Raw genomic sequence first — 25,541 nt, forward strand, 5'->3', positions numbered from 1 at the left:
CGACCGAAGGATCAGACACCCATCATGCGCCGACTCACCGGGCACATCCAGCACTTCGCCTGGGGTAGTCGCACCGAGATCCCGGAGATCCTGCGTCGCGAGCCCGACGGCACGCCGTGGGCCGAGTACTGGCTGGGCACCCACCCCGGCGGGCATGCGTTCCTCGACGACGGGCGCGCGCTGGCGGACCTGGTCCAGGAGCAGCCGGACGTCGTCGGCGCCGCCAGCCGCGAGCTGTTCGGCGGCCGCCTGCCGTTCCTCCTGAAGATCCTGTCGGCCGGTTCCCCGCTCAGCCTGCAGGCGCACCCTTCCCGCGAACAGGCGGTGGTCGGGTACGCGCGCGAGTCGCTTCTGGGACTGCACCCGGACGACCCGCGTCGGTCCTACAAGGACGACTGGCCCAAGCCCGAGACCGTCGTCGCCCTGACCCCCTTCGAGGGGCTGCTGGGGTTCCGGGACCCCGTGGAGACGGCCGGCCTGTTCGAGGGCCTCGGAGTGGCCGCCGAACTCGCGTCGGTCATCGGACCGCTCCGGGACCGCCGCGACGCTCCCGCGCTCCAGGAGGTGTTCCTCGACGTCCTGTCCCTCGACGACCGGCGCCATCTCGTCGACCACGTGCTGGCCGCGGCCGTCGAGCGGCTCCACGCGCCGGGCAGTCTCGGCGAGTTCGCGCGCACGGCCGTCGAACTGGACGAGCACTTCCCCGGCGACCCGGGCATCCTCGCGGCGCTGCTCCTCAACCGCTTCAGGCTGCAGCCCGGGGAGGCCGTGGCCCTCAAGGCCGGAGTCATGCACGCCTACCTGCGCGGCACCTGCGTGGAGATCATGGCGAACTCGGACAACGTCATGCGCGGCGGACTCACCGCGAAGCACATCGACGTCGACGGGCTCCTGCAGGTGGTCGAGTTCGAGCCCCTGGCCCCGGAGATCCTGGTCGCGTCGGGCGCCGACGGCATCTACGTGTACCCGACGGCCTTCCCCGAGTTCGAGCTGTGGCTCGTCGCCCCCGTCAACGCCAGCGCTCACACCCTCCCCAGGCCCGACTCCGGCCGCATCGCGCTCGCGGTATCGGGCGAGTTCCTGCTGCAGTCGGATGGCGGCACGGAGCATCTGCGCTCCGGGGACGCGGTGTTCATCCCGGCGGATGAGCAGGTGACGGTGAGCGGCGAGGGCCAGCTGTTCGTCGCCGCGTCGGGCGCCTGACTTTCCCCGTCCGGGCATCCGGCGGCACACTAGGTGCCACGCCCCCTTAGCTCAGCGGCCAGAGCGCTCGCCTTGTAAGCGAGTGGTCGAGGGTTCGACTCCCTCAGGGGGCTCCACTTTGGCCGCGTCCCGGCGCCGCGCCACAATGGCCCCCATGACCGAACCCAGCAAGTGGGCGCGCATCATCGCGGCCGACCCCGACCACTCCCAGCGCTACATCGAGCGGTTCAAGATGATGGAAGCGGCCGGCCACGACCTGGCCGGTGAGGTCCGCACCGTCGACGCCATGGTGTCGCGCGGCGCCCGGATCCTCGACGCCGGCTGCGGCCCGGGTCGCGTCGGAGGCCGGCTGCACGCCCTGGGCCACGACGTGGTGGGCGTCGACGTCGATCCCGCCCTCATCGAGGCTGCGGGCATCGACCACCCGGGGCCGGTCTGGGTGGTCGGCGACCTCGCCGAGCTGGATCTGCCGGCCCAGGGCGTGGCCGCCGACTTCGACGTCATCGTCTCCGCGGGCAACGTCATGGGATTCCTCGCGCCGTCGACCAGGGTCGAGGTCCTGCGCCGGTTCGCCCGGCACCTCGCCGCCGACGGCCGCGCCATCATCGGCTTCGGCGCGGGCCGCGGCTACGAGTTCGCGGACTTCTTCGCCGACCTCGACGCGGCCGGCCTCTCCCTCGACGTCGCCCTCAGCACCTGGGATCTGCGCCCCTTCACGGCGACGTCGGACTTCCTGGTCGCCATCTGCAGCCGCTCCAGCTGAACTGGGCCGGGAGGCGCGTCAGGACGCGCGCGCCTTCCGGATCTGGTTCGCGTACGTCGTGATGACGATGGCGACGATGAGGCCGATCGCGACGTAGCCGGCGACCTTCGCGTACATCTCGAGCAGCGCCACGGCGGCCTCGCCCACCCGCCACCCGAGCAGGAAGAAGCCGATCAGCCACAGGGTGGAGGCGATGTAGTCGTAGAGCAGGAACCGCTTCAGGCTCATGCCTGAGGCGCCGGCCAGCACGAACACCACCGGCATCAGCGGCAGCGGCACCGGGAGGTACGCGAGCATGAACCCCAGGGGTCCGAGGCGTTCGGCCCAGCGCTCCGCGATCGCGTAGTTGCGTGCCGCGCGCTTGGACTGACCAGACCAGACCTCGATCATGCCCCTGCCCCACAGCTTGCCGGCCCACCAATAGACCCAGTCGAACTTGAGGCTGAGGACCGAGGCCACCACCAGCACGATGGGCCAGTGCGGGATCTGCCCGACGGAGGCCAGCGCGCCCGTGGCCGCCACCGACGTGCGTCCCCCGGTGAGCATGGCGAGCCAGTCCGGCGCGGTCGCCATGAACCAGGCGCGCGTCGGCAGCAGGATGAGGCTCACGACGCCGATGACGCCGAACCAGGTCAAGCAGGCGATGTCGGCACGCCCCGGTTCCTTGCGCCACGGCATGCCCTCGCTGTCCCACCAGGGGCGCTCGGCCTCGCTGGGGGTGTCGTCCGCCGAGGAGGGCACCTCGTCCGGGTCGGGTTCGACGCCCCGGCGCTGCTCGTCCATCACCCGTCGAATGCTACGTGACGACGGGTTTCCGGCCCAGACGCGCGCCGACCGAGACCCCCACAACCTCGAGCGGGTGTTCCAGTCCGTGGGCCCCGACTGTGGCAACGGACCCTGCCGGTGTAAAGTCACTGACCAGGAACACCTGAATACAGGTTCCTATCCACTACGGATCGTCGGGCACGTACCTGCCCGTGGAAAGGAAATGGCTCATGGCCACTGTTAGCTACCGGGAAGCCTCGCGCGTCTACCCCGGCTCCGAGCGCCCCGCCGTCAACAAGCTGAACCTCGAGATCGAGGACGGCGAGTTCATGGTGCTGGTCGGCCCCTCCGGCTGTGGCAAGTCCACGTCGCTGCGCATGCTGGCCGGCCTCGAAGAGGTCAACTCCGGCTCGATCTACATCGGCGACCGCGACGTGACCGACCTGCCGCCCAAGGACCGCGACATCGCGATGGTCTTCCAGAACTACGCCCTGTACCCGCACATGACTGTGGCGGACAACATGGGCTTCGCCCTGAAGATGCAGAACGTGCCGAAGGCCGAGCGCGAGAAGCGAGTCAAGGAGGCCGCGCACCTGCTGGGCCTCGAAGACTTCCTCAACCGCAAGCCCAAGGCCCTCTCCGGTGGCCAGCGTCAGCGCGTCGCCATGGGCCGCGCCATCGTCCGCCAGCCGCAGGTCTTCCTCATGGACGAGCCGCTGTCGAACCTGGATGCCAAGCTCCGCGTCTCCACCCGTACCCAGATCGCCGCTCTGCAGCAGCGCCTGGGCGTCACCACCGTCTACGTGACCCACGATCAGGTCGAGGCCATGACGATGGGTGACCGCGTCGCGGTCATGAAGGATGGCGTCCTGCAGCAGGTCGACACCCCGCTGGCCCTCTACGACGCCCCGAAGAACCTCTTCGTCGCCGGCTTCATCGGCTCCCCCGCCATGAACCTCATCTCCGGCAAGCGCGTGGAGAACGGCGTGCAGGTGGGCGACTACGTCGTCCAGATCCCGCGTGAGACCCTGGCCAAGGCCGAGGGCGAGGACACCCTCACCGTCGGCATCCGGCCCGAGGCCTTCCGCGTCGCGGACGAGGGCATCGGCCTGGACATCGCCGTCGTCGAGGAGCTGGGTGCGGACTCGTACCTGTACGGCACCCTGGCGGGCACGCACGACGACGAGCTCGTCGCCGCACAGCAGTTCGTCGCCCGTGTCGGCGCCCGCACCGCCCCCCACAAGGGTCAGGTCGTGCGCCTCGCCGCCCCGGCCGATCAGGTGCACGTCTTCAGCAACAAGACCGAAGATCGCCTCTCCTGATCATCTGACAGCGAAACAGCGCAAGACGTGGAGCCCCGGTTCGCCGGGGCTCCACTATTTTGTGACCTCGACCACGGGAGGACTCGAGTGATGGCTGAACTGGGACGCTGGACGCGCGGCATGCGCGCCGGGCTGGGGACCGACCGCGCCTACGGGGCCGTCGTGCCGCCGCTGTACCTGAGCACCAACTTCACGTTCGAGGACTACGACGCCCCCCGTGAGTACGACTACACCCGGTCGGGGAACCCGACCCGGGACCTGCTCAACGAGGCTCTCGCCACGCTCGAGGGCGGAGCCGGAGCCACCACGGTGGCGACGGGCCTGGCCGCCATCACGCTGGTCGCCGAGGCGTTCGTGCCCGCCGGCGGCCGCGTCGTTGTCCAGCACGACGCTTACGGCGGCACCTGGCGCCTGTTCACTTTCTTGGCCGCGCAGGGCCGCTTCGACGTCGAGTTCGTCGACGTCAACGACGAGGCGGCCTTCTCCGCCGCGCTCGACCGCTCCCCCTCGCTGGTGTGGATCGAGACCCCGTCGAACCCGCTGCTGCGCATCACCGACCTGGCGGCCACCGCGGGACGGGCCCACGCCGTCGGCGCGCTCGTAGCGGCCGACAACACGTTCCTGTCCCCGCTGTTCCAGCGTCCGCTCGAACACGGGGTCGACATCGTTGTCCACTCGACGACCAAGTTCATCAACGGGCACTCCGACGTCGTGGGCGGCGTCGCGATCGCCGCCGACCAGGAGGTGCACGAGCGCCTGCGGCTGTGGGCCAACGCGCTGGGCCTGACGTCCAGCCCGTTCGACGCCTACCTCACCCTGCGCGGCCTGCGGACCCTGGACGCCCGCATGCGGGTCCATACGGCCAACACCGCGGCCCTCGTCGACCTGATGGCGGGACACCCCGCCGTGGCGGCGCTCCACTATCCCGGCCTGCCGACGCACCCGGGCCACGCCGTCGCTGCGCGCCAGCAGACCGGGTTCGGGTCGCTGGTCTCCGTCGACCTCGCGGGCGGGGTCGACGCCGTGCGCCGCTTCCTCGACGGGCTGCAGATCTTCCACCTGGCGGAGTCGCTGGGCGGCGTCGAGTCCCTGGTCTGTCACCCCGAGACGATGACGCACGCAGGCATGACCCCCGAGGCGCGGGCCACCGCCGGCATCGGCGGCGGGCTGCTGCGCTTCAGCGTCGGCATCGAGGCGGTCGACGACCTGGTGGCCGTCGTGGCCGAGGCGCTGGAGCGCGCCGGCCAGTAGACTCGGGGCCGTGCCCAGGTTCCTCGCTGCCAAGCCCACCGCGGAGCTGCTCCAGCTCCCGTGGCAAGTCCCGCTGGCGGACTGGCCCACCCAGCACCTGGTGGCGCTCCCCCGCGGCATCTCCCGGCACGTGGTGCGCTTCCTCGCAGTCGGCGAGGACATCCTGGCTGCCAAGGAGATCCTCGAGGAGGTCTCGGTGCACGAGTACCGTCTCCTCACCGAGCTGAAGCGGCTCGGCGTGCCCTCAGTGGAGCCGGTGGGCGTCGTGCTCGGCCGCGTCGACGTCGACGGCGATCCCCTGGACCCGATCCTGTTGACCCGGCACCTGCCGTTCTCCCTGCCGTACCGCTCGCTGTTCTACCCGGGCGTGAAGCACGAGACCGTCAACCGGCTCCTGGACGCCATGGTGGCGCTGTTCGCGCGCCTGCACCTGACGGGGTTCTACTGGGGCGACGTGTCGCTGTCGAACATCCTGTTCCGGCGGGACGCAGGCGAGTTCGCGGCCTACCTCGTCGACGCGGAGACGGGCGAGCTGCACGACACACTCACCGACGGCCAGCGCGCCCACGATCTTCAGATCGCGCGCACCAACCTCTACGGGGAGTTCCTCGATCTTGAGGCGGGCGGAATCCTGGACGCCTCGCTCGACCCGAAGTGGCTGGTCGCCACCATCGAGGACCGCTATCACCAGCTGTGGTCCGAGCTGACCGGCGTCGAGGAGTTCGACGGTTCGGAGATGTACCGCCTCGAGGGGCGTGTGCGCCGGCTCAACGCGCTGGGCTTCGACGTCGCGGAGATCGACGTCGACGCCTCCCCGGACGGGCGCACCATCAAGATGCGCCCCAAGGTCGTTGAAGCGGGCCACCACACCCGCCGCCTCATGCGCCTCACCGGGCTCGACGCCGAGGAACACCAGGCCCGTCGCCTGCTCAACGACATGGACACGTTCCGGGCCAAGTTCGCCCCGGGTGCCCCCGAGTCGGTGGCCGCCCACAAGTGGCTCGTCGAGGTCTTCGAGCCGGCCGTCAATCGGATCCCGGCGGACCTGCGGGCCAAGCGCGACGCCGCCCAGTTCTTCCACGAGGTGCTCGACTACCGCTGGTACCAGTCTCAGCGCGAGAACCGCGAGGTGCCGACGGACGAGGCGGCCACGGGCTACATCCACGAGGTCCTCACGCAGCTGCCCGACGAGGAGATGGTCAACGTCGACCCGGTCGGCGGCGAGCTCGCGAACAAGTACGACCCCTCGCACGGATATGTCGACGACAACGAGGCGAAGCCGTACGACCCGTGGGAGGACGAGGCCAACGATCCGGAGGTCCCGGTCATGGCCGGCTTCGACATCGCCGCCCTGCGCGCGAAGGCCGCGGCCAAGGAGGCCCGCCGCTCGTCCTAGGGCCGGCGGGCAGGATCGTCCCGCCGGGTCGGAGCACCCGGGCCATCTCGGACACGCCGCGTTCGTGGTCGATGAAGCCGCACAGCGAGAAGGTGCACACCACGGCGTCGAACGACCGGTCCTGGAACGGCAGCCGTTGCCCGTCGCCGACGGCGAACGCGATGGGACGCTCGGAGGCTCCGGCCTTCTGGCGAGCGACGTCGAGCATCCCGTGGCTGAGGTCGACGGCGGTCAGCCGCACGTCGTCGCGGTAGTGCGGCAGGTTGAGCCCGGTCCCGACGGCGACCTCGAGGACGTCGCCCCGCGCGCGGTCGGCGACCCACTCCCGGCTCGCGGCGAGGAACCGGCGCTCCAGCGGCGCGATGTGCCGGTCGAACCCCTCGGCCTCCTCGTCCCAGTGGCGCCTGAGCCGTGCCTCCCGTGCAGTGGTCATGCCCCCAGTAGACACCACCCCGGGCCCCTTCCGGATGAGCCTGCCACCGGACTCGACGATGCACATGGGCGATTTGATCGTTCACATCCCCGTCGACACCTGGCTCAGGCTCAACGGGGCGGGGGCAGACGCCGGGCCGGTAGACTCGCCCACTGTGACGCTCAAGCTCTATGACACCGCGACCCGCTCCGTGCGGGACTTCGTGCCACTCCGCGACGGCGCCGTGTCGATCTACCATTGCGGGCTCACCGTCCAGGCGTCGCCGCACCTCGGGCACATCCGCAAGGAGGTCGTGTTCGACGTCCTGCGCCGCTGGCTGGAGCACAAAGGCCTCGAAGTCACGGTGGTCGCCAACGTCACCGACATCGACGACAAGATCCTCGCCAAGTCCGCGGAGGCGGGCGTCGAGTGGTTCGCCCACGCCTACCGGTACGAGCGTGAGCTGCACGACGCCTACGCCGCGCTGGGCTGCAAGCCCCCCACGTACGAGCCCCGCGCCACGGGTCACATCCCGGAGATGCTCGAGCTGACGCAGGCCCTGATCGAGCGAGGTCACGCCTACGCGGCCCCCGACGGCTCGGGAGACGTCTACTTCGACGTGAAGTCCTGGCCCCGCTACGGCGAGTTGAGCGGCCAGAAGGTCGACGAGATGGAGCCCGCAGCAGACGCCGATCCGCGAGGGAAGCGCGACCCCCGCGACTTCGCCCTCTGGAAGGGGCACAAGGAGGGCGAAGCGCTCACCGCCTCGTGGCCCTCGCCGTGGGGCCGTGGCCGGCCCGGATGGCACCTCGAGTGCTCGGCCATGGCGGGCAAGTACCTCGGCGACACGTTCGACATCCACGGCGGCGGCGTCGACCTGCGCTTCCCGCACCATGAGAACGAGCTGGCCCAGTCCGCCGCCGCTGGCAAGGGGTTCGCGCGCTACTGGATGCACAACGCCTGGGTGACCATGGCCGGCGAGAAGATGAGCAAGTCCCTCGGCAACACTGCGCTGGTGTCCGAGGTGACTAGGACCTACGACCCGCGCGCCGTTCGCTTCTTCCTGCTGGCGCCGCACTACCGGTCCACCATCGAGTTCTCCCCCGCCGACGACGAGACCCGCGGCTCGCTGGCCGAGGCGGAGAAGGCCATCCAGCGGATCGACTCGTTCGTCGAGCGCTCACACGCCCTCGTGGCCGACGGCGTCGGCACCGCCGATGCCGCGACGGTCGAGCAGTACGCCGTGTTCGCCGCCGCGATGGACGACGACCTCAGCACCCCGGCGGCAGTCGCGGCGCTGTTCGACGCGATCCGCGCCGGCAACCAGGCCATCGCCGACGGCGACGTCGCACGGGCCGGACTCCTGGCAGGGGCCGTCGCCGCGATGCTCGACGTGTTCGGCATCCATCCGGACGCCCCCGAATGGGCCGGGCAGTCCGCCGGCTCGGACCTCACCCCCGTCGTCGACGGCCTCGTCGGCGCCCTCCTTCAGCAGCGGGCCAAGGCCCGCGAAGCGAAGGACTGGGCCGCCGCCGACGCGATCCGCGACACCCTGGCCGACCTCGGCCTCACGATCACCGACACCCCCACCGGCCCCCGGTGGAGCCTGGAGAAGAGGTAACACCCATGGCAGGCAACTCCCAGCGCCGCGGCGCGACCCGCAAGGGGAAGAACAAGGCGGCCGGATCCGGCGGCCGGATCAAGCGGTCCCTGGAGGGCCGCGGCCCGACGCCCAAGGCCGAGGACCGCACCTACCACAAGGCCTACAAGGCGAAGCAGGCAGCCGCGAAGCGACAGCAAACCGCCCCGAAGCGGCCGGGCAAGACCATGGCCGGCGCCGACTGGATCGTCGGCCGCAACCCCGTCTACGAGGCACTGGCGGCGGGTCTGCCCATCAAGCAGGCCTACGTGGCCGAGGGCGCCGAGCGCGACGACCGGCTCCGCGACATCCTCAAGTTCGCCGCCGAGCACGGCCTGCCCCTGCTCCAGGTGACGCGCGGCGAGCTCGACCGCGTGACCGGGGGGCTGGTCCACCAGGGCGTCGCGGTGCAGCTGCCCGCCTACGAGTACGCCGACGCCGAGGACATCCTGGCCGATGCGGCGGATGTCGACGGCATCGTCGTCGCGCTGGACGGCATCACGGACCCGCGGAACCTCGGCGCGATCGTCCGCTCGGCCGCGGCCTTCGGCGCGCAGGGCATCATCATCCCCGCACGGCGTTCGGCGTCGATGACGGCCGCCGCCTGGAAGACGTCCGCGGGCGCTGCGGCCAGGCTGCCGATCGCGATGGCGACGAACCTCAACCGGGCGCTCGAGCAGGCCTCGAAGATGGGCTTCACCGTCGTCGGGCTGGCCGGCGAGGGCGAGGTGCCGGTGTCGGGAGCCCCGGGCATCGACGGCCCTCTGGTCATCGTCGTGGGCTCGGAGGATGAGGGCCTCGCGCGGCTGGTCCGCGAACACTGCGACGCTCTGGTGTCCATTCCGATCGCGAGCGACGTCGAGTCACTCAACGCCTCCATCGCGGCCGCCGTGGCCCTGTACGAGGTGACGCAGCAGCGCGCCGGCCTCCCGACGGGAGAGTGACGCCGGCGCAGCGGCGGCGTCCAGCGCGCGGGGCCGGGAGTGTCCCGGTGGCGCCGGAGGACTAGATTGGGTGCCACCACACCCGCACCCCAAGGAGAACTGTGAGCGATCTCGAGTCGATCTCGTCGGCCTACCAGACCCTGCTGGGCATGATCGAGCAGGTGGAGCCGCGCATCGCCCAGGCGACGCGTCAGGAACTCGCCGATCAGCGCGCATCGCTGAAGCTCATCGCGTCCGAGAACTACGCCAGCCTCCCCGTCCTGGCCACGATGGGTACCTGGCTCAGCGACAAGTACGCCGAGGGCACCGTCGGTCACCGCTTCTACGCGGGATGCCAGAACGTCGACACCGTCGAGGCGGTCGCCGCTGAGCACGCCCGCGAGCTGTTCGGCGCGGAGTACGCCTACGTCCAGCCCCACTCGGGCATCGACGCGAACCTCACCGCCTACTGGGCGATCCTGGCCCACAAGATCGAGTCGCCCGCGCTCGCCGAGTTCGGCGCCAAGGGCGTCGCGGAGCTGAGCGAGGCGGACTGGGAGACGCTGCGGCACCGCTTCGGCGACCAGCGTCTCCTGGGCATGTCGTTGGATGCCGGCGGTCACCTCACGCACGGCTTCCGCCCCAACGTGTCGGGCAAGATGTTCCATCAGCGCTCCTACGGCACCGACCCCGAGACGCAGCTGCTGGACTACGACGCCCTCGCCGCCCAGGCTCGCGAGTTCAAGCCGCTCATCCTGGTGGCCGGCTACTCCGCGTACCCGCGTCGTGTGAACTTCGCGAAGATGCGCGAGATCGCCGACGAGGTGGGCGCCGTCCTGATGGTCGACATGGCGCACTTCGCGGGCCTCGTGGCCGGCAAGGTGTTCACCGGCGACGAGGACCCGGTGCCTCACGCGCACGTCGTCACGACCACCACGCACAAGTCCCTCCGCGGCCCCCGCGGCGGCATGGTGCTGGCCACCGAGGAGTTCGCCCCCTCGGTCGACCGCGGCTGCCCGCTGGTGCTCGGCGGCCCGCTGTCGCACGTCATGGCCGCCAAGGCGGTCGCGCTCGCCGAGGCCCGGACCGCCGAGTTCCGCACGTACGCCGCGACCGTCGCCGACAACGCCAAGGCGCTGGCCGAGGGCCTCCTGCGCCGCGGCGTGAGCCTGGTCACGGGTGGCACGGACAACCACATCGTGCTCATGGACGTGCGCTCCTTCGGGCTCACCGGCCGGCAGGCCGAGGCGGCGCTACTGGATTCGGGCATCGTCACCAACCGCAACGCCGTCCCGAACGACCCCAACGGCGCGTGGTACACCACCGGAGTCCGCCTGGGCACGCCCGCGCTGACGTCGCGCGGCTTCACCCCGTCGGACATGGACGCGGTCGCGGACATGATCGCGGGAGTCCTGACGGCCACCACGCCCACGACGACGGCGGCCGGTCAGCCCAGCAAGGCCAAGTACGAGCTCACCGACGACGCCCGCAGCCGGTCGCTCGCCGAGGCGGAGCGCCTGCTCAACCTGCACCCGCTGTACCCCGGTTTCGAGGTCTGACCGGACTCAGGAGAGGGGGTCGACGACGAGGGCCACGGCCGTCGCCGCGACCCCCTCTCCGCGTCCCGTGAGCCCGAGCCCGTCGGTGGTGGTGGCCCCCAGCGTCACGGGGGCGCCGACGGCGTCGCTGAGGACCCGCTCGGCTTCGGCGCGGCGGGCGGCGAGCTTGGGCCGGTTGCCGATCACCTGGATCGCCACGTTGCCGATCTCGAGGCCGGCGGCCCGCACGCGGCGGGCGGTCTCGGCGAGGAACGCGACGCCGGAGGCGCCCGCCCACTCGGGCTCGGCCGTACCGTAGTTGCTGCCGAGATCTCCCAGACCGGCGGCGCTGAGCAGCGCGTCGCATGCGGCGTGGGCGGCGACGTCGCCGTCGGAGTGCCCGGCCAGGCCCGCCGGCTCGTCGGGGAAGTGCAGCCCGGCCACCCACATCGCGACCCCGGGTTGGAGCCGGTGGACGTCGGTCCCCATGCCCACCCGCATCATGGCCGGGCCCCCGCGGTCCGATGGGCGAGCAGCGCCTCGGCCAGGATCAGGTCGACCGGTTCGGTGATCTTCATGGCGTCGCGGTGGCCCGCCACGAGCGTGACGGGGATGCCGACGTACTCGCACGCGGCGGCGTCGTCGGTGACCTCGACGCCGTCGGCCGCGATCCGGTCGTGCGCGGCCCGCAGCTGCCACATGCGGGCACCCTGGGGCGTCTGCACGGACCGCAGCCGACCGCGGTCCACGACCCGGGACGACTGCTCCCCGACCTCGCGGATCGAGTCCACGACGGGGAGGACCGGAACCACGGCCTCGCCGCTGGTGAGCACCGCGGCCGCGACCGCGGACACCACGTCGGGGGGAATGAGTGCGCGTGCCGCGTCGTGCACGAGGACGATGGCGTCGTCGGCGGCGCCCAGCTCACTGAGGCCGATGCGCACGGACTCCTGCCGCGTCGCGCCGCCGGGGACACACCGCACCGGGGCCGCCACGCCGTTGAGGGCGTCCTCGACGTCGGCCGCGCGCTCCGCGGGCACGGTGACGACAATGGCCTGGGCGCCGCCGGCGACCAGCGCGTCCACCGCTCGGCGGACGAGCGGCACCCCGCCCAGCGGGACCAGGGACTTGGGCACGGCCGCGCCGAGCCGGGAACCAGAACCGGCCGCCACCACAACGGCGACGACCGGTACTTCGTGTTGGATCACGGGGCGGAGTCTACGACGCGAGGACCTCGTCCAGCATCACTTCCGCCTTGTCCTCCTCGATGCGCTCCGCGAGAGCGAGCTCCGCGACGAGGATGGAGCGGGCCTTCGCCAGCATCCGCTTCTCGCCCGCAGACAGCCCCTTGTCGCGGTCACGGCGCCACAGGTCGCGCACGACCTCCGACACCTTGATCACGTTGCCCGAGTGCAGCTTCTCCATGTTGGCCTTGAACCGGCGCGACCAGTTGGCCGGCTCCTCGGTGTGCTCCGCGCGCAGCACGGAGAACACGCGCTCCAAGCCGTCGGCATCGACGACGTCACGGACGCCCACGAGGTCGAGGTTGCTTGCCGGAACACTGATCTTCAGGTCGTTCTGTCCGATCACGCGGAGGACGAGGTACAGCCGGTCCTCACCCTTGATGGTCTTGTTCTCGATGTCCTCGATGACAGCCGTCCCATGATTGGGGTACACCACCGTCTCACCGATCGAAAAAGTCATACCTTGCAACCCCTTTCGCTCCCCACAGTCTAGCAGGGCGCCCTCTACCAGCCCAGAGCCGCCTGTTAACCCACCCCCCGGGCCCATGCGCGGAAGCTCCGTGGTAGAAGCGCCCCGGATCCGGTTAGGATGTGCCCTAGCCCAACGCCCCCACAGCCGGAGGACCCATGAGCAAGCCCCTGCGCCGCACTGCGGCGATCGTCGCCGCCGCCGCGCTCGCCGTCTCTCTCAGCGGCTGCACCGCCGGGCAGTGGCAGTACGAAGCGCCCCCGGCCGCCGGCGTGCAGAAGGACGACGGCGGCATCAAGCTGCGCAACATGCTCGTGGTCACCGACGGCGAGGGCACCGGCATGATCCTCGGCGCCATCGCGTCACGCGACGAGGCGGCCGAGGTCGTCGGGCTCGGGTACGCGGCCGAGAAGGAGGACGGCTCCTACGGCGAGCTCAACGCGGTTCCGTTCGAGGCCAGCATCGCGAAGGGCAAGACCGTGATCCTCGACGGCGCCGAGACGCGCTTCAACAGCTCGGAGCTGCTCGTGGGACGGCTGGCCGAGGTCGCCGTCGTGCTGGAGGACGGGCGACGCATCTCGCTCCTCGCGCCCGTGATGTCCGCGGAGCACCCGGACTTCGCGGCTGCGTGGGACGAGGCCTCCGCCTGAGGGTCAGCCCTCGTACTTGTAGCCGAGTCCCCGCACGGTGATGAGCCGCTCGGGGGCCGAGGGGTCGCGCTCGATCTTGGCCCGGAGCCGCTTGATGTGGACGTCCAGGGTCTTGGTGTCGCCGACGTAGTCGCTGCCCCAGATCCGGTCGATGAGCTGTCCGCGGGTCATCACCCGGCCCGCGTTCCGCAGCAGCAGCTCCAGCAACTCGAACTCGCGCAGCGCGAACCGCACCTCCACGCCGTCGACGCTGACCTGGTGCCGTTCGACGTCGATGCGGACGCCGCCCACCTCGACGACGTCGGGCAGCAGCACCTGATCCTGGCCGCGGCGGAGGACGGCGCGGATGCGCGCCACCAGCTCGCGATGGCTGAACGGCTTGGTGACGTAGTCGTCGGCGCCGATCTCGAGGCCCACCACCTTGTCGACCTCGGAGTCCCGGGCCGTGACCATGACGATCGCCACGTTGCCACGCGCCCGCAGCTGCCGGCACACCTCCACGCCCGGGATGCCGGGCATCATGAGGTCGAGCAGGACCAGGTCCGCGCCGTTCCGGTCGTACTCGGCGAGCCCCTCCGCGCCGTCGGCGGCGGTGACGACGTCGAATCCCTCCTTGGCGAGCATGAAGCTCGTGGCGTCGCGGTATGAGTCCTCGTCCTCGATGATCAGGATGCGGGTCACCTGGTCTCCTCGTCGGTGTCGTGTGCTGGGCCGAGATACGCGGGGAGCCGCAGCGTGAACGTCGATCCCTGCCCCGGGCGGGACCATACCCGCACGGTGCCGCCGTGCGCGACGGCGATGTGGCGGACGATCGACAGCCCCAGGCCGGTGCCGCCGCTCTGCCGGGAGCGCCCGTAGTCGACACGGTAGAAGCGCTCGAAGATGCGCTCCTGGTCTTCTGGCTTGATGCCGATCCCGTTGTCGGAGACCTTGATCTCCACGAACATGTCCCCGTCGGCCGTCACGGTCATGATGCTCAGCGTCACGCGGGCGCGTTCGTCGGAGTAGTTGATGGCGTTCTGCACGAGGTTGGTGACCGCGTCCGCGAGCTGCCACCGGTCCCCCATCACCCGCGCCTGGGCCGTGCGCGCCAGCATGAGGGTGACGCCCCGCTGGTTGGCCCGCTCCTGCGACCTCGAGATGGCCTCGGTGACGACCTCGGCGACGTCCACGACGTCGTGGTTGAGCAGCGGGTCCGTCGACTGCAGCCGCGACAGGTCGATGATCTGGTTGACCAGCTCGGCCAGGCGCGACGTCTCGAGCTGCATGCGGCGGACGAAGCGCTCGACGGCCTCCGGGTCGTCCTTGGCGGCGTCGACGGCCTCCGCGAGCACCGAGATGGCACCAATGGGCGTCTTCAGCTCGTGGGAGATGTTGGCGACGAAGTCACGCCGGACCGCCTCGACCCTCTTCTGCGAGGACTCGTCGTCCGCGATCACCAGGACGTTCTCGTCGACCATCGGGGTGATCCGGCTGGTCAGCTCCAGCTTGTCCTCGCCGGGGTGAAACTCCCGCAGCACGGGGCCGCGGTAGGGCTGCTGCGCCGCCCTCACCTCGCGCACCTTCTCGAGCAGGTCGGCGAACCCGACGCGGCTCCCGCGCGCCAGACCCAGGGCGACCCCGGGCTCGTTGACCACGAGGATCTCGTCGTGCGGCCCGACCAGCATGGCCCCCGACTGCAGGGTGTGCAGTGCGTCGTGCAGCTCGCGCGACGCCTTGTCCGCCATCCGCTGCGCCTCCAGCCGGCGCCAATCGTGCTTGCCACGCACGAGCGCGTAGACGAAGAGGCAGCACGCGAGGGCGACGCCGGCGCCGATGAGACCGGCGAGGGCTGGATGCATGCCGCCATCCTAGAACCCCACCGTCGACATTCACCCTGCCGCGCGCGTCACCGTCGGCAGCGACCCCAGACTTCACCGTGCGTTCACCGTCGGTTCACCCGCCCGATACGCCCCGCTAGCGGGCGTGGCTATGGTCGGCTAAGTCATGCCTCCGGGCTAGACTCGATCTCGACCCGAGCACAAGGAGAACGCGAGCATGCGTACCAGCTACCACGAGGAGCTCGACTCCATCCTCGATCGCCTCGTCCACATGGCTGAGCTCGTCGAGGTGGCGATCCGCGAAGGTGCGGAATCGCTGCTGACAGCCGACCTCACGCGTGCGGAGTCCGTCATCTCCAACGACGTGCAGCTCGACAAGATGCACGAGGAGATGGAGTACAAGTGCCTCTCGCTCCTCGCCCTGCAGGCCCCTGTCGCCGGCGAGCTCCGGATCATCGTCTCGGCGATCCGCGTCGTCTTCGAGCTCGCGCGGATGGGTGACCTGGCGGTCCACGTCGCCAAGATCGCCCGACTTCGCTATCCGAACCAGGCGGTGCCCGCGCGCTTCGAAGACAGTTTCCGCGAGATGGCCGCGATCGCCATCGAGATCGTGCGCCTCGCGCGCGTGTCACTGCAGGAACGCGACGCCAAGGGTGCCGAGCAGCTGGTGGCCATCGACGAGCGGATGGACCTCCTGCGGCGCGAGCAGTTCACCATGCTGCTGGGTGACAACTCGGACATCAGCATCGAGGGCGCGGTCGATGTCGCGCTGCTCGGCCGGTACTTCGAGCGCTTCGCCGACCACGCCGTCGCCGTGGGTCGTCGGGTCATCTACATCATCACCGGGCAGGTGCCCGAGGGTGAGGACTGGCCCAACGCCTGACACCTGTAGGGTGTGGCCCATGACCGCGAAGTTGATTCTGCTCCGCCACGGCGAGAGCGAGTGGAACGCCAAGAACCTGTTCACCGGCTGGGTGGACGTGGACATCAACGAGAAGGGCATCGCGGAGGGCAAGGCCGCCGCCGGGCTGCTGGCGAAGGAGGGCCTCCTCCCGGACATCCTGCACACCTCGTTGCTGCGCCGCGCCATCCACACGGCCTATCTCGCCCTCGACGGCTGCGACCGGCACTGGATCCCCGTCAAGCGCAACTGGCGGCTCAACGAGCGCCACTACGGCGCGCTGCAGGGCAAGGACAAGGCCCAGACCCTGGAGCAGTACGGCGAAGAGCAGTTCATGCTCTGGCGCCGCAGCTACGACACCCCGCCGCCGGCGATCGACGTCGACGACGAGTTCTCGCAGCACCACGATCCCCGCTACGCCGACATCCCTGAGGCTGACCGTCCCCGCACCGAGTGCCTCAAGGACGTCGTCGCGCGCCTGCTGCCGTACTGGGAGGCGCACATCGTGCCGGACCTGGCCGAGGGCAAGACGGTGCTGATCACCGCGCACGGTAACTCGCTGCGCGCGCTGGTCAAGCACCTCGACGGGATCTCCGACGACGCCATCGCCGGTCTGAACATCCCCACGGGCATCCCGCTGTACTACGAGCTCGACGAGGACTTCAAGCCGGTGACCCCCGGCGGTCGCTACCTCGATCCGGAGGCGGCTGCCGCGTCCATCGAGGCCGTCAAGAACCAGGGCAAGCGCTGAGTCGCGGGGGCGCCGTACGGCGCCCCCGCCTCCCCCTCCCGCTACGCTGAACGCTAGGACGGCACCCGCACGGGCTGCCGCCGGAGCGGAGGAGGACCGCGTGCCCCAGGACGATCCCACAGGGACCCCAGACGCCGACGCCGTCGGCCCCGGCAACGACACCGTGCGCCCTGCGGCTGAGCCCGACCCGCCGTCGCCGCTGGTCGGCCTGCCTGCCCCGGATCCCGCGGAGCCGGTCGACCGGGCCGATGTCATCGGTGCCGGTGGGCGCTGGCTCGCGATGTGGGCCGGTCGGTTCATCCTCATCGCGCTGGCGCTGGCCGCGCTCGGCTGGACCTTCACGAAGTTCTGGGACGGCATCCTCCCCGTCGTCCTCGCCCTGCTGCTGACCTCCGTCCTGTGGCCGGCGACCGCCGCCATGAAACGGGCCGGCCTTCCCTACGCGCTCGGAGCCGCGCTGGCGCTCCTGGGCGGTGTCAGCATCCTGGCCGGCCTCATCGCGATCATCGCGCCCAGCGTCGCCTCCCAGTGGCCGACGCTGTCCTCGCAGACAGTGCAGGGCGTGCGCCGCCTCCAGGAGTGGGCCGCCGGGCCGCCGCTGAACCTCCGCGACGAGCAGCTCGACGAATGGATCACCCAGGGGCTCGACTACCTGCAGTCGCGCAGCGGCGACATCCTCTCGCAGGCCCTCAGCTTCGGCGGCAGCGTCGGCAACGTCGTGTTGACCCTGCTGCTCATGCTCGTCCTGTCGTTCTTCTTCCTCAAGGACGGGGCCGGCTTCCTGCCCTGGACCCGACGCGTGGTCGGCCGCCGGGCCGGCTTCCACGCCACCGAGCTGCTGACCCGGCTGTGGGCCACCGTCTCCGGCTACATCCGCACGCAGGCGATCGTCAGCTTCGTCGACGCCGTCTTCATCGGCTTCGGCCTGGTGCTGCTGGGGGTTCCGCTGGCGTTCCCCCTAGCCATCATCACCTTCATGGCGGGCTTCATCCCCATGGTCGGCGCCGTGACCGCCGGTACCATCGCGGTCCTGGTCGCGATGGTCTCCAACGGGTTCACCACCGCCCTGCTCGTGCTGGGCCTCATCATCCTGGTGCAGCAGCTGGAGGGCAACGTTCTCCAGCCGATGCTGCAATCCAGGGTGATGAAGCTGCACCCCGTCGTCGTCCTGCTCTCGGTACTCCTCGGTGGTGTGTGGTTCGGGATCATCGGCGCGTTCCTCGCGGTCCCCGTGGCCGCCGCGCTGGCGGTGGTCTTCCGTTACCTGGGCGACCTCATCGACCTGCGTACCGGGGAGCGGTCCGCGGACGAGATCGAGTGGGCCACCGCCGACGGCCGGGTCGTCGCGAGCGAGTCCGAGAAGGCGGCCCAGTTCTTCCGGGCGCTGGTCCGGCTCCGCGGCAGCCGGCACAGCGCCGAGCGTGCGGCGGAGGACGCCGTCCTCAAGGCCGAGGGGCAGCTCCCTGAGGGCGCCGCGCCGTCATGGCTGGACCGGATGCGGCGCCGTCGGCCCTAGCTCTCGCGATACACCTTGTGTTGGGCGGCCTGCGCGCGCGGGCGGATGGTGAGGCGGTCGATGTTCACGTGCGCCGGGCGCGTCGCCATCCACACGATCGCGTCCGCGACGTCCTCGGCGGTCAGCGGGTCGGGCACCCCGCGGTAGACCGCGGCGGCCTTCTCCTCGTCGCCTTCGAAGCGGGTGAGGGCGAACTCGTCGGTGCGCACCATCCCCGGGCAGATCTCGGTGATCCTCACGGGCTGGTCGTAGAGCTCCAGCCTCAGCGACTCGACGACGGCCCGCTCCCCCGCCTTTGCGGCGCAGTATCCGGCTCCGCCCTCGTAGCCGGAGTCGGCTGCCGTCGACGTCACGAACACGATGACACCCCGCGCCCCGACCAGGGCGGGGAGCAGCGCCTTGGTGACCCGCGTCGTGCCGAGCAGGTTCGTCTGCACCATCGTCGACCACGCATCGAGGTCCGCCTCCGCGACGGGTTCGAGACCGAGGGCGCCGCCCGCGTTGTTGACGAGGACGTCCAGCGAGCCTCCGACGGCGTCGGCGAGGCCGGCCACGTCGTCGTCGCTGGTGATGTCGCACTCGATCGCTACGCCGTCGATCTCCTCGGCCAACGCCCTGATGCGGTCGGCGCGCCGCGCCGCGCAGATCACGCGATACCCCTGGGCGGCGAGGAGCCTGGCCGTCGCCGCGCCGATCCCGGAGCTCGCGCCGGTCACCACTGCTGTCGTCATGACAGCCACTCTAGGGGGCCGTCACGAGGCGTCGCGGAGGACTCCCCGCAACTCGTCGGCGGTGAGGACGATCGGGTTGCCCTTCATCGAGCTGGCCTTCATCGCGGCGTCAACGACCGCGCCGTGATCGGCCGGAGAGAGGCCCAGCTCCGCCAGCCCAGGCAGGCGCAGGGCGTCGGCGAGGGCGCCGATCCACACGTCGAGGGCACGCCGGATCCCTTCGGGTGACCGGTCCGACAGGGGCTCGCCGGTGAGCGTCTCGGCCGCCACGGCGTACTTCGCGACGCCGGGATTGTCCGGCTCGCGCTCCGCCATCGCCCGCAGGTTCGCCGACGTCACGGGCTGCAGGAGGGCTGCGCAGATCGCGCCGTGCGGAGCGCCGATCGTCCCGCCCAGCACGCCCGCCAGGCCGTGGACCGCGCCGAGCTTGGCGTTGGCCAGCGACAACCCGCCCATGAGCGAGCAGTAGGCCATGTCCGTGCGGGCCTCGAGGTCCTCCCCCTCGTCGACGGCCCGCGCGAGGCCCCTCGCGGCGGCGCGGAGGCCAGACGTCGCGAGGGCGTCGACCAGCGGGTTCGCCATCCGCGACGTCAGCGGTTCGAGGCACTGGGTGAGGGCGTCCATGCCCGACTGCGCCGTGACGAGGCGGGGGCACGAGACGGTGAGGGCGGGGTCGACGAGCGCGACGGTCGCGAGCATCGACGGCCCGCGCAGCGACACCTTCACCTTGTGCTCGTGGCTGGTGAGGACCGCATTGGCGGTGACCTCCGACCCCGTGCCCGACGTGGTGGGCAGCGCGATGAACGGCAGGGAGGCGCGCGGCAGTGGGTGGCCGGCGCCGATCACCTCGGCGTGGTCCATCGGGTCGGTGTCGCCGGCGGCGAGCGCCGCCACCGCCTTCGCGAGGTCCAGGACCGCGCCGCCCCCGATGCCGATGATGTGGTCCGCCCCGGCCTTCCGCGCCGCCGCGACGGCGGTGCGGGCGTCGTCGAAGCTGGGCTCACCTATGAGTGCGAAGGAACCGACCTCCGAGACGTCGCGGAGCACCTCCGCGTGCCGGTGCGTGTTGCGACCCGTGACGAGGAACGGGCGCTCCCCCAACCGTCGGGAGTGGTGGGGCAGCTCGGCCGCCACCCCCACCCCGAACCGGATCGACGTGGCGGTGGCGAAGGTGAACTCGGTCATGGGTCCAGCTTGCCAAAGCGATCGACCCACCGTAGGCGGGAGCGTACGAAGGGCCGATCGCTTTGGGTGTCAGTCAGTCGTCGAAGCCGGCGGCCTCGATCGCGGCCGCGTAGACGACCTGGCCGGCTGCGGTGGGATGCAGGGGGACCCCGCCGTCCCACGTGGCGGCGATGTACATGTCGGGTGCGGTGCAGATGCCTGCGGGCATGTCGACGTCGACGTAGACGGCTCCGGTCGCCATCGCCGCGCCGTGGATCACGGAGTTGAGACCGGTCACTGCTATGTCAGCGGCGGCGAGATCGGCCGGATCGATTTCGGGCATGCCCGGCATCTGGAGTGCGGGGCAGGAGTACATGTCGCCAGGCAGGCTCATCGGCTGGAAGACGTGTGGGTAGCCGGTCACGTAGATCGTGGCCTGGGGGGCCTTGATCTTCAGTGCTCCGATGAGCGTTGCGAGGCTCTGACCCATGGCCGGGAGCCCAGAGGCAGCCGCAGCGATCGCTCCCTCGCAGGCCGCCGGATCGGAGGCGCACGCCTGGGCGACGGCGATGAAGCCGACGTCGTTGCCCCCAACGGTCAACGTGATCTGTTGTGCGGTTGAGGGAACCATGGGTACCTGCTCGGCGAGCACTTGGACGGTGGTCGCCCCACTCTCAGCCACGGTGGTGACCTTGTTGACCTTGCCCGCCAGAAGTGCGGGGTATGCCTCGGAGGAGGAGACGCCGACACCGGCGGCGTACGAGTCCCCGAGAGCCGCGTAGCGGTCGCGGTTAGGGCTCAGGGGTCCGGCGGCGGCGGGGGTGATGGCGGCCGCGGCGAGGAGGAGACCGGCCGCGAGGGCCACGCCCTTGGTGAGGAGTCTGTGTTGCATCTGTCGTGCCTTTCTAGCGACGAACCGTGGCGCGGATGGGCCGCACCGGTGGACGTCGCCGGGCTGGCACCGTCGATGTGTCGCCCCACAGCGGCCCCACGCTGCGTCTCCGTGCTCTGAACTGTACGCCGACGTCGGCCGGCGCCGTCGCGAATCCAGCACGAATGACAGGCCCACTCACACCTCGGCCGCGCCAGCGGCGTCGAGGTGCTAGTTCGACGGCGTGTCGTGCTGGGTGGGGGCGGTGTGAGATCGCGGGGGCGGGGGCGGGGGGACGCGGACGAGCCCCGGAGTGCGGCTGCACCCCGGGGCTCGTCGGATGAGTGACTGCGGTGGTCAGAGCTCGATGAGCGCCTGGCCACCCTGGACCGCGTCGCCAGGGGCGACGAGGATGGCCGAGACCGTGCCCGCCGCGGGCGCGGTGATCTCGGTCTCCATCTTCATGGCCTCGAGGATCAGCAGCACCTGCCCGGCCTCGATCTCGTCGCCCTCCTTGACCAGGATCCGCGCGACGGATCCGGCCAGCGGAGCGACGACGGCGTTCGAGCTGACGGCGGAGACGGACGCCTTCGTCGGGATCGGGTTCGCTCCGGCGTTGACGCCGATGACCACCGGCCCCAGACCCTGGCGCTCCTCCTCCTCGACCTCGACGTCGATCTCGTACTCGGTCTCGTTGACGGTGACCTTGAGTTTCATATCAGTTCTCCTGTACTCAGCGGACGTGGGGGACGGACCGGTCGTGGACGCGGGCACGCGAAGCGGCGGCCCACCGGGTCTGCGACCCGTAGCGGATGGCGCGCACCTTGGCCTTGTGGCCGAAGTACGCCGCCACCGCGGCACCGATGGCCACGAGATCGGCCTCCGGGATCGCCCGGCAGTCCTCCAGCGAGGCCACCCGGGCCTCGAGGACCGCGACCTGTTCCGTGAGCGCAGCGACGGCGTCGCGCAGTTCCTGCAGCGTGGTGTCTTCCATCGTGGTGCCGATCACGCCGGGCCGAGGCCGTGCTTCTTGGCGGGACGGATCTCGCGCTTGCCGATGAGCAGCTCGAGCGCCATGGCGATCTCGCGGCGGGTGTCGGCCGGGTCGATGATGTCGTCGACCAGGCCACGGCTCGCGGCCATGTACGGCGTCGAGAACGTCTCCCGGTACTCCTCCACCAGCTCGGCGCGGCGCGCGTTCTTGTCCTCCGCGGACTCGATCTCGCGACGGAACACGACGTTGGCCGCACCCTCCGCGCCCATGACCGCGATCTCCGCCGTCGGCCACGCGAACACCTTGTCAGCACCCAGGTCCTTCGAGCACATCGCCAGGTAGGCGCCGCCGTAGGCCTTGCGCATCACCACGGTGATCTTCGGGACGGTCGCCGCGGAGTAGGCGTACAGCATCTTGGCGCCGTGGCGGATGATGCCGTTGTGCTCCTGGGCGACGCCGGGCAGGAAGCCGGGGACGTCGACGAGGTTGACCACCGGAATGTTGAAGGCGTTGCAGAACCGGACGAACTTCGATGCCTTGTCCGACGAGTCGATGTCGAGCACGCCCGACATGACGCTCGGCTGGTTCGCGATGATGCCGATCGTGCGGCCCACGATGCGCCCGAAGCCGATGACGATGTTCTTCGCCCAGCCGGCCTGCACCTCGAGGAAGTCGGCGTGGTCGACGATCTCCAGGATGACGTCGCGGACGTCGTAGCCCTTGCGGCCGTCGGCCGGCAGGATCTCGCGCAGCTTCGAGTTGGGCTCCACCACGTCGTCGGGATCGACGATCGGGGCGTCCTCCGTGTTGTTCTGCGGCAGGAAGCTCAACAGCTTCTTGGCGATGAGGATCGCCTGCTCGTCGTCGTCGGCCACGAAGTGCACGACGCCGGAGCGGGCCATGTGCGCGTCAGCGCCGCCCAGCTCGTCCTGCGAGACATCCTCACCGGTCACCTGCTTGATGACGCCGGGGCCCGTGATGAACATGTGGGCCTTGCGGGTCTGGATGATGAAGTCCGTCAGCGCCGGGGAGTACGCCGCGCCACCCGCGCAGGGGCCGGAGATGATCGAGATCTGCGGCACCGCGCCCGACAGCAGCACGTTGGCGTAGAAGACCTTGCCGTAGCCCGAGAGGGAGTCGATGCCCTCCTGGACGCGGGCGCCGCCCGAATCGTTGATGAAGACGAACGGGGTGCCGGTCGTCAGCGACGCCTTCAGGGTCTCGGTGACCTTGATGGAGTGCGCCTCACCCGCGGAGCCGCCCATGACGGTGAAGTCCTGGCTCGCGAGGTGGACCGGACGGCCCAGCACGTAGCCGGAGCCGGTGACCACGCCGTCGGCGGGCATGTCAGCCTTGTCCATCCCGAAGGTGGTGGTGCGGTTACGACGGAAGGCGCCAGTCTCCTGGAAGGAGCCCTGGTCGACGAGGGCGGAGATCCGCTCCCGCGCCGTCAGCTTCCCCTTGTCGCGGTGCTTCTGCAGCTTGTCCTCGCCGCCACCGGCGTGGACGTGGGCGCGCTTCTCGGCGAGCTGCTCGAGGCGCTCGGCCATGGTGTGTTCCTTGGGCATCAGCTGGCTCCTCAGACTGGCTCGACGGCGACGTGGTGCTCGCGGCCGGCGAGCGTCACCTTGTACTTGATGGGACCCGCGATGCCCTGCTGCTTCGCACCGGAGGCCTGCTTCTCGGACTCCATCTGCTTCGGCGTCTTGGCGACGGACTTGGGGCCCTCGTCGCGGGTCTTGAAGAATGCGGGCGCCACACCCGGGAACATGGCGTTGGTCAGCACGTCCTCCTCGGAGCCGTCGAAGCCCTCGAGTGCCGAGGCCTGCTTGACGAGCTCGTCCCATTCGGGCTTGAGGTAGTCAGCCGGGCGGGCCGTGATGATGTCCTTCTTCGCCTGCTTCTGCGCCAGCTCGACGACCTCGGGGTTACGCTCTCCGAGGCACTCGCCGTAGTAGCCGAGCATGAGGTCGGCGAACTCGCCGGTCATGACCTTGTAGCGGCCCATGAGCACGTTGAAGACGGCCTGGGTGCCGACGATCTGCGACGACGGGGTGACCAGCGGCGGGTGGCCGGCGTCGGCCTTGACCCGCGGCACCTCCTCCATGACCTCGCGGATGCGGTCGCCCGCGCCCTGGGCGCGCAGCTGCGACTCCATGTTCGACAGCATGCCGCCCGGGATCTGCGAGGAGAAGATGTCGGTGTCGACCAGGGTGGCGGACTCGAACTCCTTGTACTTCGGCCGCACGGTGGCGAAGTGGTCGCGGATCTTGATCAGCCGGTCCATGTCGAGGTCCGTGGTGTACTCCGTGCCCTCGAGCATCGCGACGAGCGACTCGGTGGGGTTGTGGCCCGGGCCCAGCGACATCGACGAGATCGCCGCGTCGACGACGTCGGCGCCGGCCTCGATCGCCTTCATCAGCGAGACGAGCGTGACGCCGGTCGTCGAGTGGCAGTGCACGTTGATCTGGATGTCGCCGTAGGTCTCCTTGATGCCGCGGACGATGTCGTACGCGGGCTGCGGCTGGAGCAGGGCGGCCATGTCCTTCAGCGCGATGGACTCGGCGCCCATGTCGATGAGCTGACCGGCGAGCTTGATGTAGCCCTCGACGGTGTGGACCGGGGAGATGGTGTAGCAGATGGTGCCCTGCGCGTGCTTGCCGACCTTCTTGACGGCGGCCATCGCGTGGGCCATGTTGCGGGGGTCGTTGAGGGCATCGAAGACACGGAACACGTCCATGCCGTTCTCGGCGGACTTCTCCACGAACTTCTCGACGACCATGTCCTCGTAGTGGCGGTAGCCCAGCAGGTTCTGCCCGCGCAGCAGCATCTGCAGCCGGGAGTTGGGCATGAGCTCGCGGAAGGTCCGCAGCCGCTTCCAGGGGTCCTCGTTGAGGAAGCGGATGCACGAGTCGAACGTCGCACCGCCCCAGCACTCGACGGACCAGTACCCGGCCTGGTCGATGTCCTCACACGCAGCGACCATGTCCTCCATGGCCATGCGGGTAGCCAGCAAACTCTGATGCGCGTCCCGGAGAACAAGCTCCGTTACGCCGATCTTTCGCGCAGTCATGGAGCAATACAACCATGGGGCAGGGCCGTCCGAGACGGCACCCCCGAGATAATCGGTCCGACCAACCTCGGGTACCATGTCTCCCCTTGCTGCGACGCGTTTCACCCGCCTCGCGCCCCTGGGCCTGCACACTTTCTCGGCGCCT

26 protein-coding genes and 1 tRNA gene are annotated in these 25,541 nt (G+C 70.2%); 13 read left to right on the plus strand and 14 right to left on the minus strand.

Annotated elements, in window-relative coordinates; translation table 11 throughout:
- Positions 1–24 precede the first annotated feature (24 nt).
- The 3 genes from manA (at position 25) to BCR15_RS07140 (ending at position 1,966) form a co-directional block, all read left to right on the plus strand.
- Entirely contained in the window at positions 25–1,203 is a 1,179-nt protein-coding gene (gene manA, locus BCR15_RS07130; protein ID WP_068751519.1) for a mannose-6-phosphate isomerase, class I, read from the plus strand.
- 40 nt (positions 1,204–1,243) lie between these two features.
- Positions 1,244–1,319: transfer RNA gene (locus BCR15_RS07135), tRNA-Thr, on the plus strand.
- Positions 1,320–1,357: 38 nt separating this feature from the next.
- Positions 1,358–1,966, plus strand: a complete 609-nt coding sequence (locus tag BCR15_RS07140) for a class I SAM-dependent methyltransferase (RefSeq protein ID WP_068751520.1) — start codon at positions 1,358–1,360, stop codon at positions 1,964–1,966.
- Positions 1,967–1,984: 18 nt separating this feature from the next.
- Here the strand turns inward: BCR15_RS07140 and BCR15_RS07145 are convergent, their stop codons facing one another.
- On the minus strand, positions 1,985–2,749 hold the full coding sequence (locus BCR15_RS07145) for a DedA family protein (protein WP_083196589.1): 765 nt from the start codon (positions 2,747–2,749) through the stop codon (positions 1,985–1,987).
- A gap of 212 nt (positions 2,750–2,961) precedes the next feature.
- Here BCR15_RS07145 and BCR15_RS07150 point away from each other — a divergent pair, with 212 nt between their 5' ends.
- The 3 genes from BCR15_RS07150 to BCR15_RS07160 all read left to right on the plus strand — a co-directional run bounded on the left by BCR15_RS07150 (position 2,962) and on the right by BCR15_RS07160 (position 6,700).
- Complete coding sequence (locus tag BCR15_RS07150; RefSeq protein ID WP_068751521.1) at positions 2,962–4,053, plus strand: ABC transporter ATP-binding protein; 1,092 nt, start codon at positions 2,962–2,964, stop codon at positions 4,051–4,053.
- A 90-nt stretch (positions 4,054–4,143) separates the two neighbouring features.
- The gene (gene metB / locus BCR15_RS07155; RefSeq protein WP_068751522.1) at positions 4,144–5,304 is read left to right on the plus strand and encodes a cystathionine gamma-synthase; all 1,161 of its coding nucleotides are present in this window, start codon (positions 4,144–4,146) and stop codon (positions 5,302–5,304) included.
- 10 nt (positions 5,305–5,314) lie between these two features.
- The gene (locus BCR15_RS07160; RefSeq protein WP_068751523.1) at positions 5,315–6,700 is read left to right on the plus strand and encodes a DUF4032 domain-containing protein; all 1,386 of its coding nucleotides are present in this window, start codon (positions 5,315–5,317) and stop codon (positions 6,698–6,700) included.
- Here BCR15_RS07160 and BCR15_RS07165 read toward each other — a convergent pair.
- On the minus strand, positions 6,630–7,133 hold the full coding sequence (locus BCR15_RS07165) for a class I SAM-dependent methyltransferase (protein ID WP_176715200.1): 504 nt from the start codon (positions 7,131–7,133) through the stop codon (positions 6,630–6,632). The genes BCR15_RS07160 and BCR15_RS07165 overlap by 71 nt on opposite strands.
- A 154-nt stretch (positions 7,134–7,287) precedes the next feature.
- Here BCR15_RS07165 and cysS point away from each other — a divergent pair, with 154 nt between their 5' ends.
- From cysS to BCR15_RS07180, 3 genes are all read left to right on the plus strand, one after another.
- The gene (cysS, locus tag BCR15_RS07170; RefSeq protein WP_068751746.1) at positions 7,288–8,733 is read left to right on the plus strand and encodes a cysteine--tRNA ligase; all 1,446 of its coding nucleotides are present in this window, start codon (positions 7,288–7,290) and stop codon (positions 8,731–8,733) included.
- Positions 8,734–8,738: 5 nt separating this feature from the next.
- Complete coding sequence (rlmB, locus tag BCR15_RS07175) at positions 8,739–9,695, plus strand: 23S rRNA (guanosine(2251)-2'-O)-methyltransferase RlmB (RefSeq protein WP_068751525.1); 957 nt, start codon at positions 8,739–8,741, stop codon at positions 9,693–9,695.
- A gap of 101 nt (positions 9,696–9,796) precedes the next feature.
- Positions 9,797–11,233 carry a glycine hydroxymethyltransferase gene (locus BCR15_RS07180; protein WP_078919758.1) on the plus strand — a complete coding sequence of 479 codons (1,437 nt, stop codon included), beginning with the start codon at positions 9,797–9,799 and terminating at the stop codon, positions 11,231–11,233.
- Between the two features lie 6 nt (positions 11,234–11,239).
- Here BCR15_RS07180 and ispF read toward each other — a convergent pair whose 3' ends face one another.
- From ispF to BCR15_RS07195, 3 genes are read right to left on the minus strand one after another with little or no spacing between them, the layout of a single operon-like run.
- Positions 11,240–11,713: a 2-C-methyl-D-erythritol 2,4-cyclodiphosphate synthase gene (ispF, locus tag BCR15_RS07185; protein WP_141680079.1), complete on the minus strand. Its 474-nt coding sequence runs from the start codon at positions 11,711–11,713 to the stop codon at positions 11,240–11,242.
- Positions 11,713–12,420: a 2-C-methyl-D-erythritol 4-phosphate cytidylyltransferase gene (ispD, locus tag BCR15_RS07190; protein WP_068751528.1), complete on the minus strand. Its 708-nt coding sequence runs from the start codon at positions 12,418–12,420 to the stop codon at positions 11,713–11,715. The genes ispF and ispD overlap by 1 nt, the downstream gene beginning before the upstream one ends.
- Before the next feature lie 10 nt (positions 12,421–12,430).
- Positions 12,431–12,916 carry a CarD family transcriptional regulator gene (locus tag BCR15_RS07195; RefSeq protein WP_068751529.1) on the minus strand — a complete coding sequence of 162 codons (486 nt, stop codon included), beginning with the start codon at positions 12,914–12,916 and terminating at the stop codon, positions 12,431–12,433.
- 167 nt (positions 12,917–13,083) lie between these two features.
- Between BCR15_RS07195 and BCR15_RS07200 the strand changes: the two genes are divergently transcribed.
- A complete protein-coding gene (locus BCR15_RS07200; RefSeq protein WP_068751530.1) occupies positions 13,084–13,575 on the plus strand; it encodes a hypothetical protein in 492 nt (163 codons plus the stop codon).
- 3 nt (positions 13,576–13,578) lie between these two features.
- Here BCR15_RS07200 and BCR15_RS07205 read toward each other — a convergent pair whose 3' ends face one another.
- Positions 13,579–14,256: a response regulator gene (locus BCR15_RS07205; protein WP_068751531.1), complete on the minus strand. Its 678-nt coding sequence runs from the start codon at positions 14,254–14,256 to the stop codon at positions 13,579–13,581.
- On the minus strand, positions 14,253–15,416 hold the full coding sequence (locus BCR15_RS07210) for a sensor histidine kinase (protein WP_078919760.1): 1,164 nt from the start codon (positions 15,414–15,416) through the stop codon (positions 14,253–14,255). Before BCR15_RS07210 ends, BCR15_RS07205 begins: the two co-directional genes overlap by 4 nt.
- Positions 15,417–15,612: 196 nt before the next feature.
- Between BCR15_RS07210 and phoU the strand changes: the two genes are divergently transcribed.
- The 3 genes from phoU to BCR15_RS07225 all read left to right on the plus strand — a co-directional run bounded on the left by phoU (position 15,613) and on the right by BCR15_RS07225 (position 18,563).
- Positions 15,613–16,278, plus strand: a complete 666-nt coding sequence (gene phoU, locus BCR15_RS07215) for a phosphate signaling complex protein PhoU (protein WP_068751532.1) — start codon at positions 15,613–15,615, stop codon at positions 16,276–16,278.
- A gap of 19 nt (positions 16,279–16,297) precedes the next feature.
- Positions 16,298–17,047 (plus strand): phosphoglyceromutase, encoded by a 750-nt coding sequence (locus BCR15_RS07220; protein WP_068751533.1) that lies wholly within the window; start codon positions 16,298–16,300, stop codon positions 17,045–17,047.
- A 100-nt stretch (positions 17,048–17,147) separates the two neighbouring features.
- Positions 17,148–18,563, plus strand: a complete 1,416-nt coding sequence (locus BCR15_RS07225; RefSeq protein ID WP_068751534.1) for an AI-2E family transporter — start codon at positions 17,148–17,150, stop codon at positions 18,561–18,563.
- Here the strand turns inward: BCR15_RS07225 and BCR15_RS07230 are convergent.
- The 7 genes from BCR15_RS07230 to BCR15_RS07260 form a co-directional block, all read right to left on the minus strand.
- Complete coding sequence (locus BCR15_RS07230; protein ID WP_068751535.1) at positions 18,560–19,294, minus strand: SDR family oxidoreductase; 735 nt, start codon at positions 19,292–19,294, stop codon at positions 18,560–18,562. The genes BCR15_RS07225 and BCR15_RS07230 overlap by 4 nt on opposite strands.
- Before the next feature lie 21 nt (positions 19,295–19,315).
- Positions 19,316–20,479 carry an iron-containing alcohol dehydrogenase gene (locus BCR15_RS07235; RefSeq protein WP_068751536.1) on the minus strand — a complete coding sequence of 388 codons (1,164 nt, stop codon included), beginning with the start codon at positions 20,477–20,479 and terminating at the stop codon, positions 19,316–19,318.
- A 73-nt stretch (positions 20,480–20,552) separates the two neighbouring features.
- Positions 20,553–21,350, minus strand: a complete 798-nt coding sequence (locus BCR15_RS07240) for an SGNH/GDSL hydrolase family protein (protein ID WP_068751537.1) — start codon at positions 21,348–21,350, stop codon at positions 20,553–20,555.
- 336 nt (positions 21,351–21,686) lie between these two features.
- On the minus strand, positions 21,687–22,046 hold the full coding sequence (locus BCR15_RS07245; protein ID WP_068751538.1) for a biotin/lipoyl-containing protein: 360 nt from the start codon (positions 22,044–22,046) through the stop codon (positions 21,687–21,689).
- 16 nt (positions 22,047–22,062) lie between these two features.
- Entirely contained in the window at positions 22,063–22,338 is a 276-nt protein-coding gene (locus BCR15_RS07250) for a hypothetical protein (protein ID WP_078919761.1), read from the minus strand.
- Positions 22,335–23,891 carry an acyl-CoA carboxylase subunit beta gene (locus BCR15_RS07255; protein ID WP_068751539.1) on the minus strand — a complete coding sequence of 519 codons (1,557 nt, stop codon included), beginning with the start codon at positions 23,889–23,891 and terminating at the stop codon, positions 22,335–22,337. Before BCR15_RS07255 ends, BCR15_RS07250 begins: the two co-directional genes overlap by 4 nt.
- Positions 23,892–23,902: 11 nt before the next feature.
- The gene (locus BCR15_RS07260; RefSeq protein WP_068751540.1) at positions 23,903–25,396 is read right to left on the minus strand and encodes a methylmalonyl-CoA carboxytransferase subunit 5S; all 1,494 of its coding nucleotides are present in this window, start codon (positions 25,394–25,396) and stop codon (positions 23,903–23,905) included.
- Positions 25,397–25,541: the final 145 nt, after the last annotated feature.

The sequence above is a fragment of the Tessaracoccus lapidicaptus genome (assembly GCF_001693815.1).
GTDB lineage: Bacteria > Actinomycetota > Actinomycetes > Propionibacteriales > Propionibacteriaceae > Arachnia > Arachnia lapidicapta.

Bases quoted from the DNA above. Each gene is read 5' to 3' on its own strand.
- manA (WP_068751519.1), top strand. From the start codon at position 25: ATGCGCCGACTCACCGGGCACATCCAGCACTTCGCCTGGGGTAGTCGC.
- BCR15_RS07140 (WP_068751520.1), top strand. From the start codon at position 1,358: ATGACCGAACCCAGCAAGTGGGCGCGCATCATCGCGGCCGACCCCGAC.
- BCR15_RS07145 (WP_083196589.1), bottom strand. From the start codon at position 2,749: ATGGACGAGCAGCGCCGGGGCGTCGAACCCGACCCGGACGAGGTGCCC.
- BCR15_RS07150 (WP_068751521.1), top strand. From the start codon at position 2,962: ATGGCCACTGTTAGCTACCGGGAAGCCTCGCGCGTCTACCCCGGCTCC.
- metB (WP_068751522.1), top strand. From the start codon at position 4,144: ATGGCTGAACTGGGACGCTGGACGCGCGGCATGCGCGCCGGGCTGGGG.
- BCR15_RS07165 (WP_176715200.1), bottom strand. From the start codon at position 7,133: ATGACCACTGCACGGGAGGCACGGCTCAGGCGCCACTGGGACGAGGAG.
- rlmB (WP_068751525.1), top strand. From the start codon at position 8,739: ATGGCAGGCAACTCCCAGCGCCGCGGCGCGACCCGCAAGGGGAAGAAC.
- ispF (WP_141680079.1), bottom strand. From the start codon at position 11,713: ATGCGGGTGGGCATGGGGACCGACGTCCACCGGCTCCAACCCGGGGTC.
- BCR15_RS07195 (WP_068751529.1), bottom strand. From the start codon at position 12,916: ATGACTTTTTCGATCGGTGAGACGGTGGTGTACCCCAATCATGGGACG.
- BCR15_RS07200 (WP_068751530.1), top strand. From the start codon at position 13,084: ATGAGCAAGCCCCTGCGCCGCACTGCGGCGATCGTCGCCGCCGCCGCG.
- BCR15_RS07210 (WP_078919760.1), bottom strand. From the start codon at position 15,416: ATGCATCCAGCCCTCGCCGGTCTCATCGGCGCCGGCGTCGCCCTCGCG.
- phoU (WP_068751532.1), top strand. From the start codon at position 15,613: ATGCGTACCAGCTACCACGAGGAGCTCGACTCCATCCTCGATCGCCTC.
- BCR15_RS07220 (WP_068751533.1), top strand. From the start codon at position 16,298: ATGACCGCGAAGTTGATTCTGCTCCGCCACGGCGAGAGCGAGTGGAAC.
- BCR15_RS07230 (WP_068751535.1), bottom strand. From the start codon at position 19,294: ATGACGACAGCAGTGGTGACCGGCGCGAGCTCCGGGATCGGCGCGGCG.
- BCR15_RS07235 (WP_068751536.1), bottom strand. From the start codon at position 20,479: ATGACCGAGTTCACCTTCGCCACCGCCACGTCGATCCGGTTCGGGGTG.
- BCR15_RS07240 (WP_068751537.1), bottom strand. From the start codon at position 21,350: ATGCAACACAGACTCCTCACCAAGGGCGTGGCCCTCGCGGCCGGTCTC.
- BCR15_RS07245 (WP_068751538.1), bottom strand. From the start codon at position 22,046: ATGAAACTCAAGGTCACCGTCAACGAGACCGAGTACGAGATCGACGTC.
- BCR15_RS07255 (WP_068751539.1), bottom strand. From the start codon at position 23,891: ATGCCCAAGGAACACACCATGGCCGAGCGCCTCGAGCAGCTCGCCGAG.
- BCR15_RS07260 (WP_068751540.1), bottom strand. From the start codon at position 25,396: ATGACTGCGCGAAAGATCGGCGTAACGGAGCTTGTTCTCCGGGACGCG.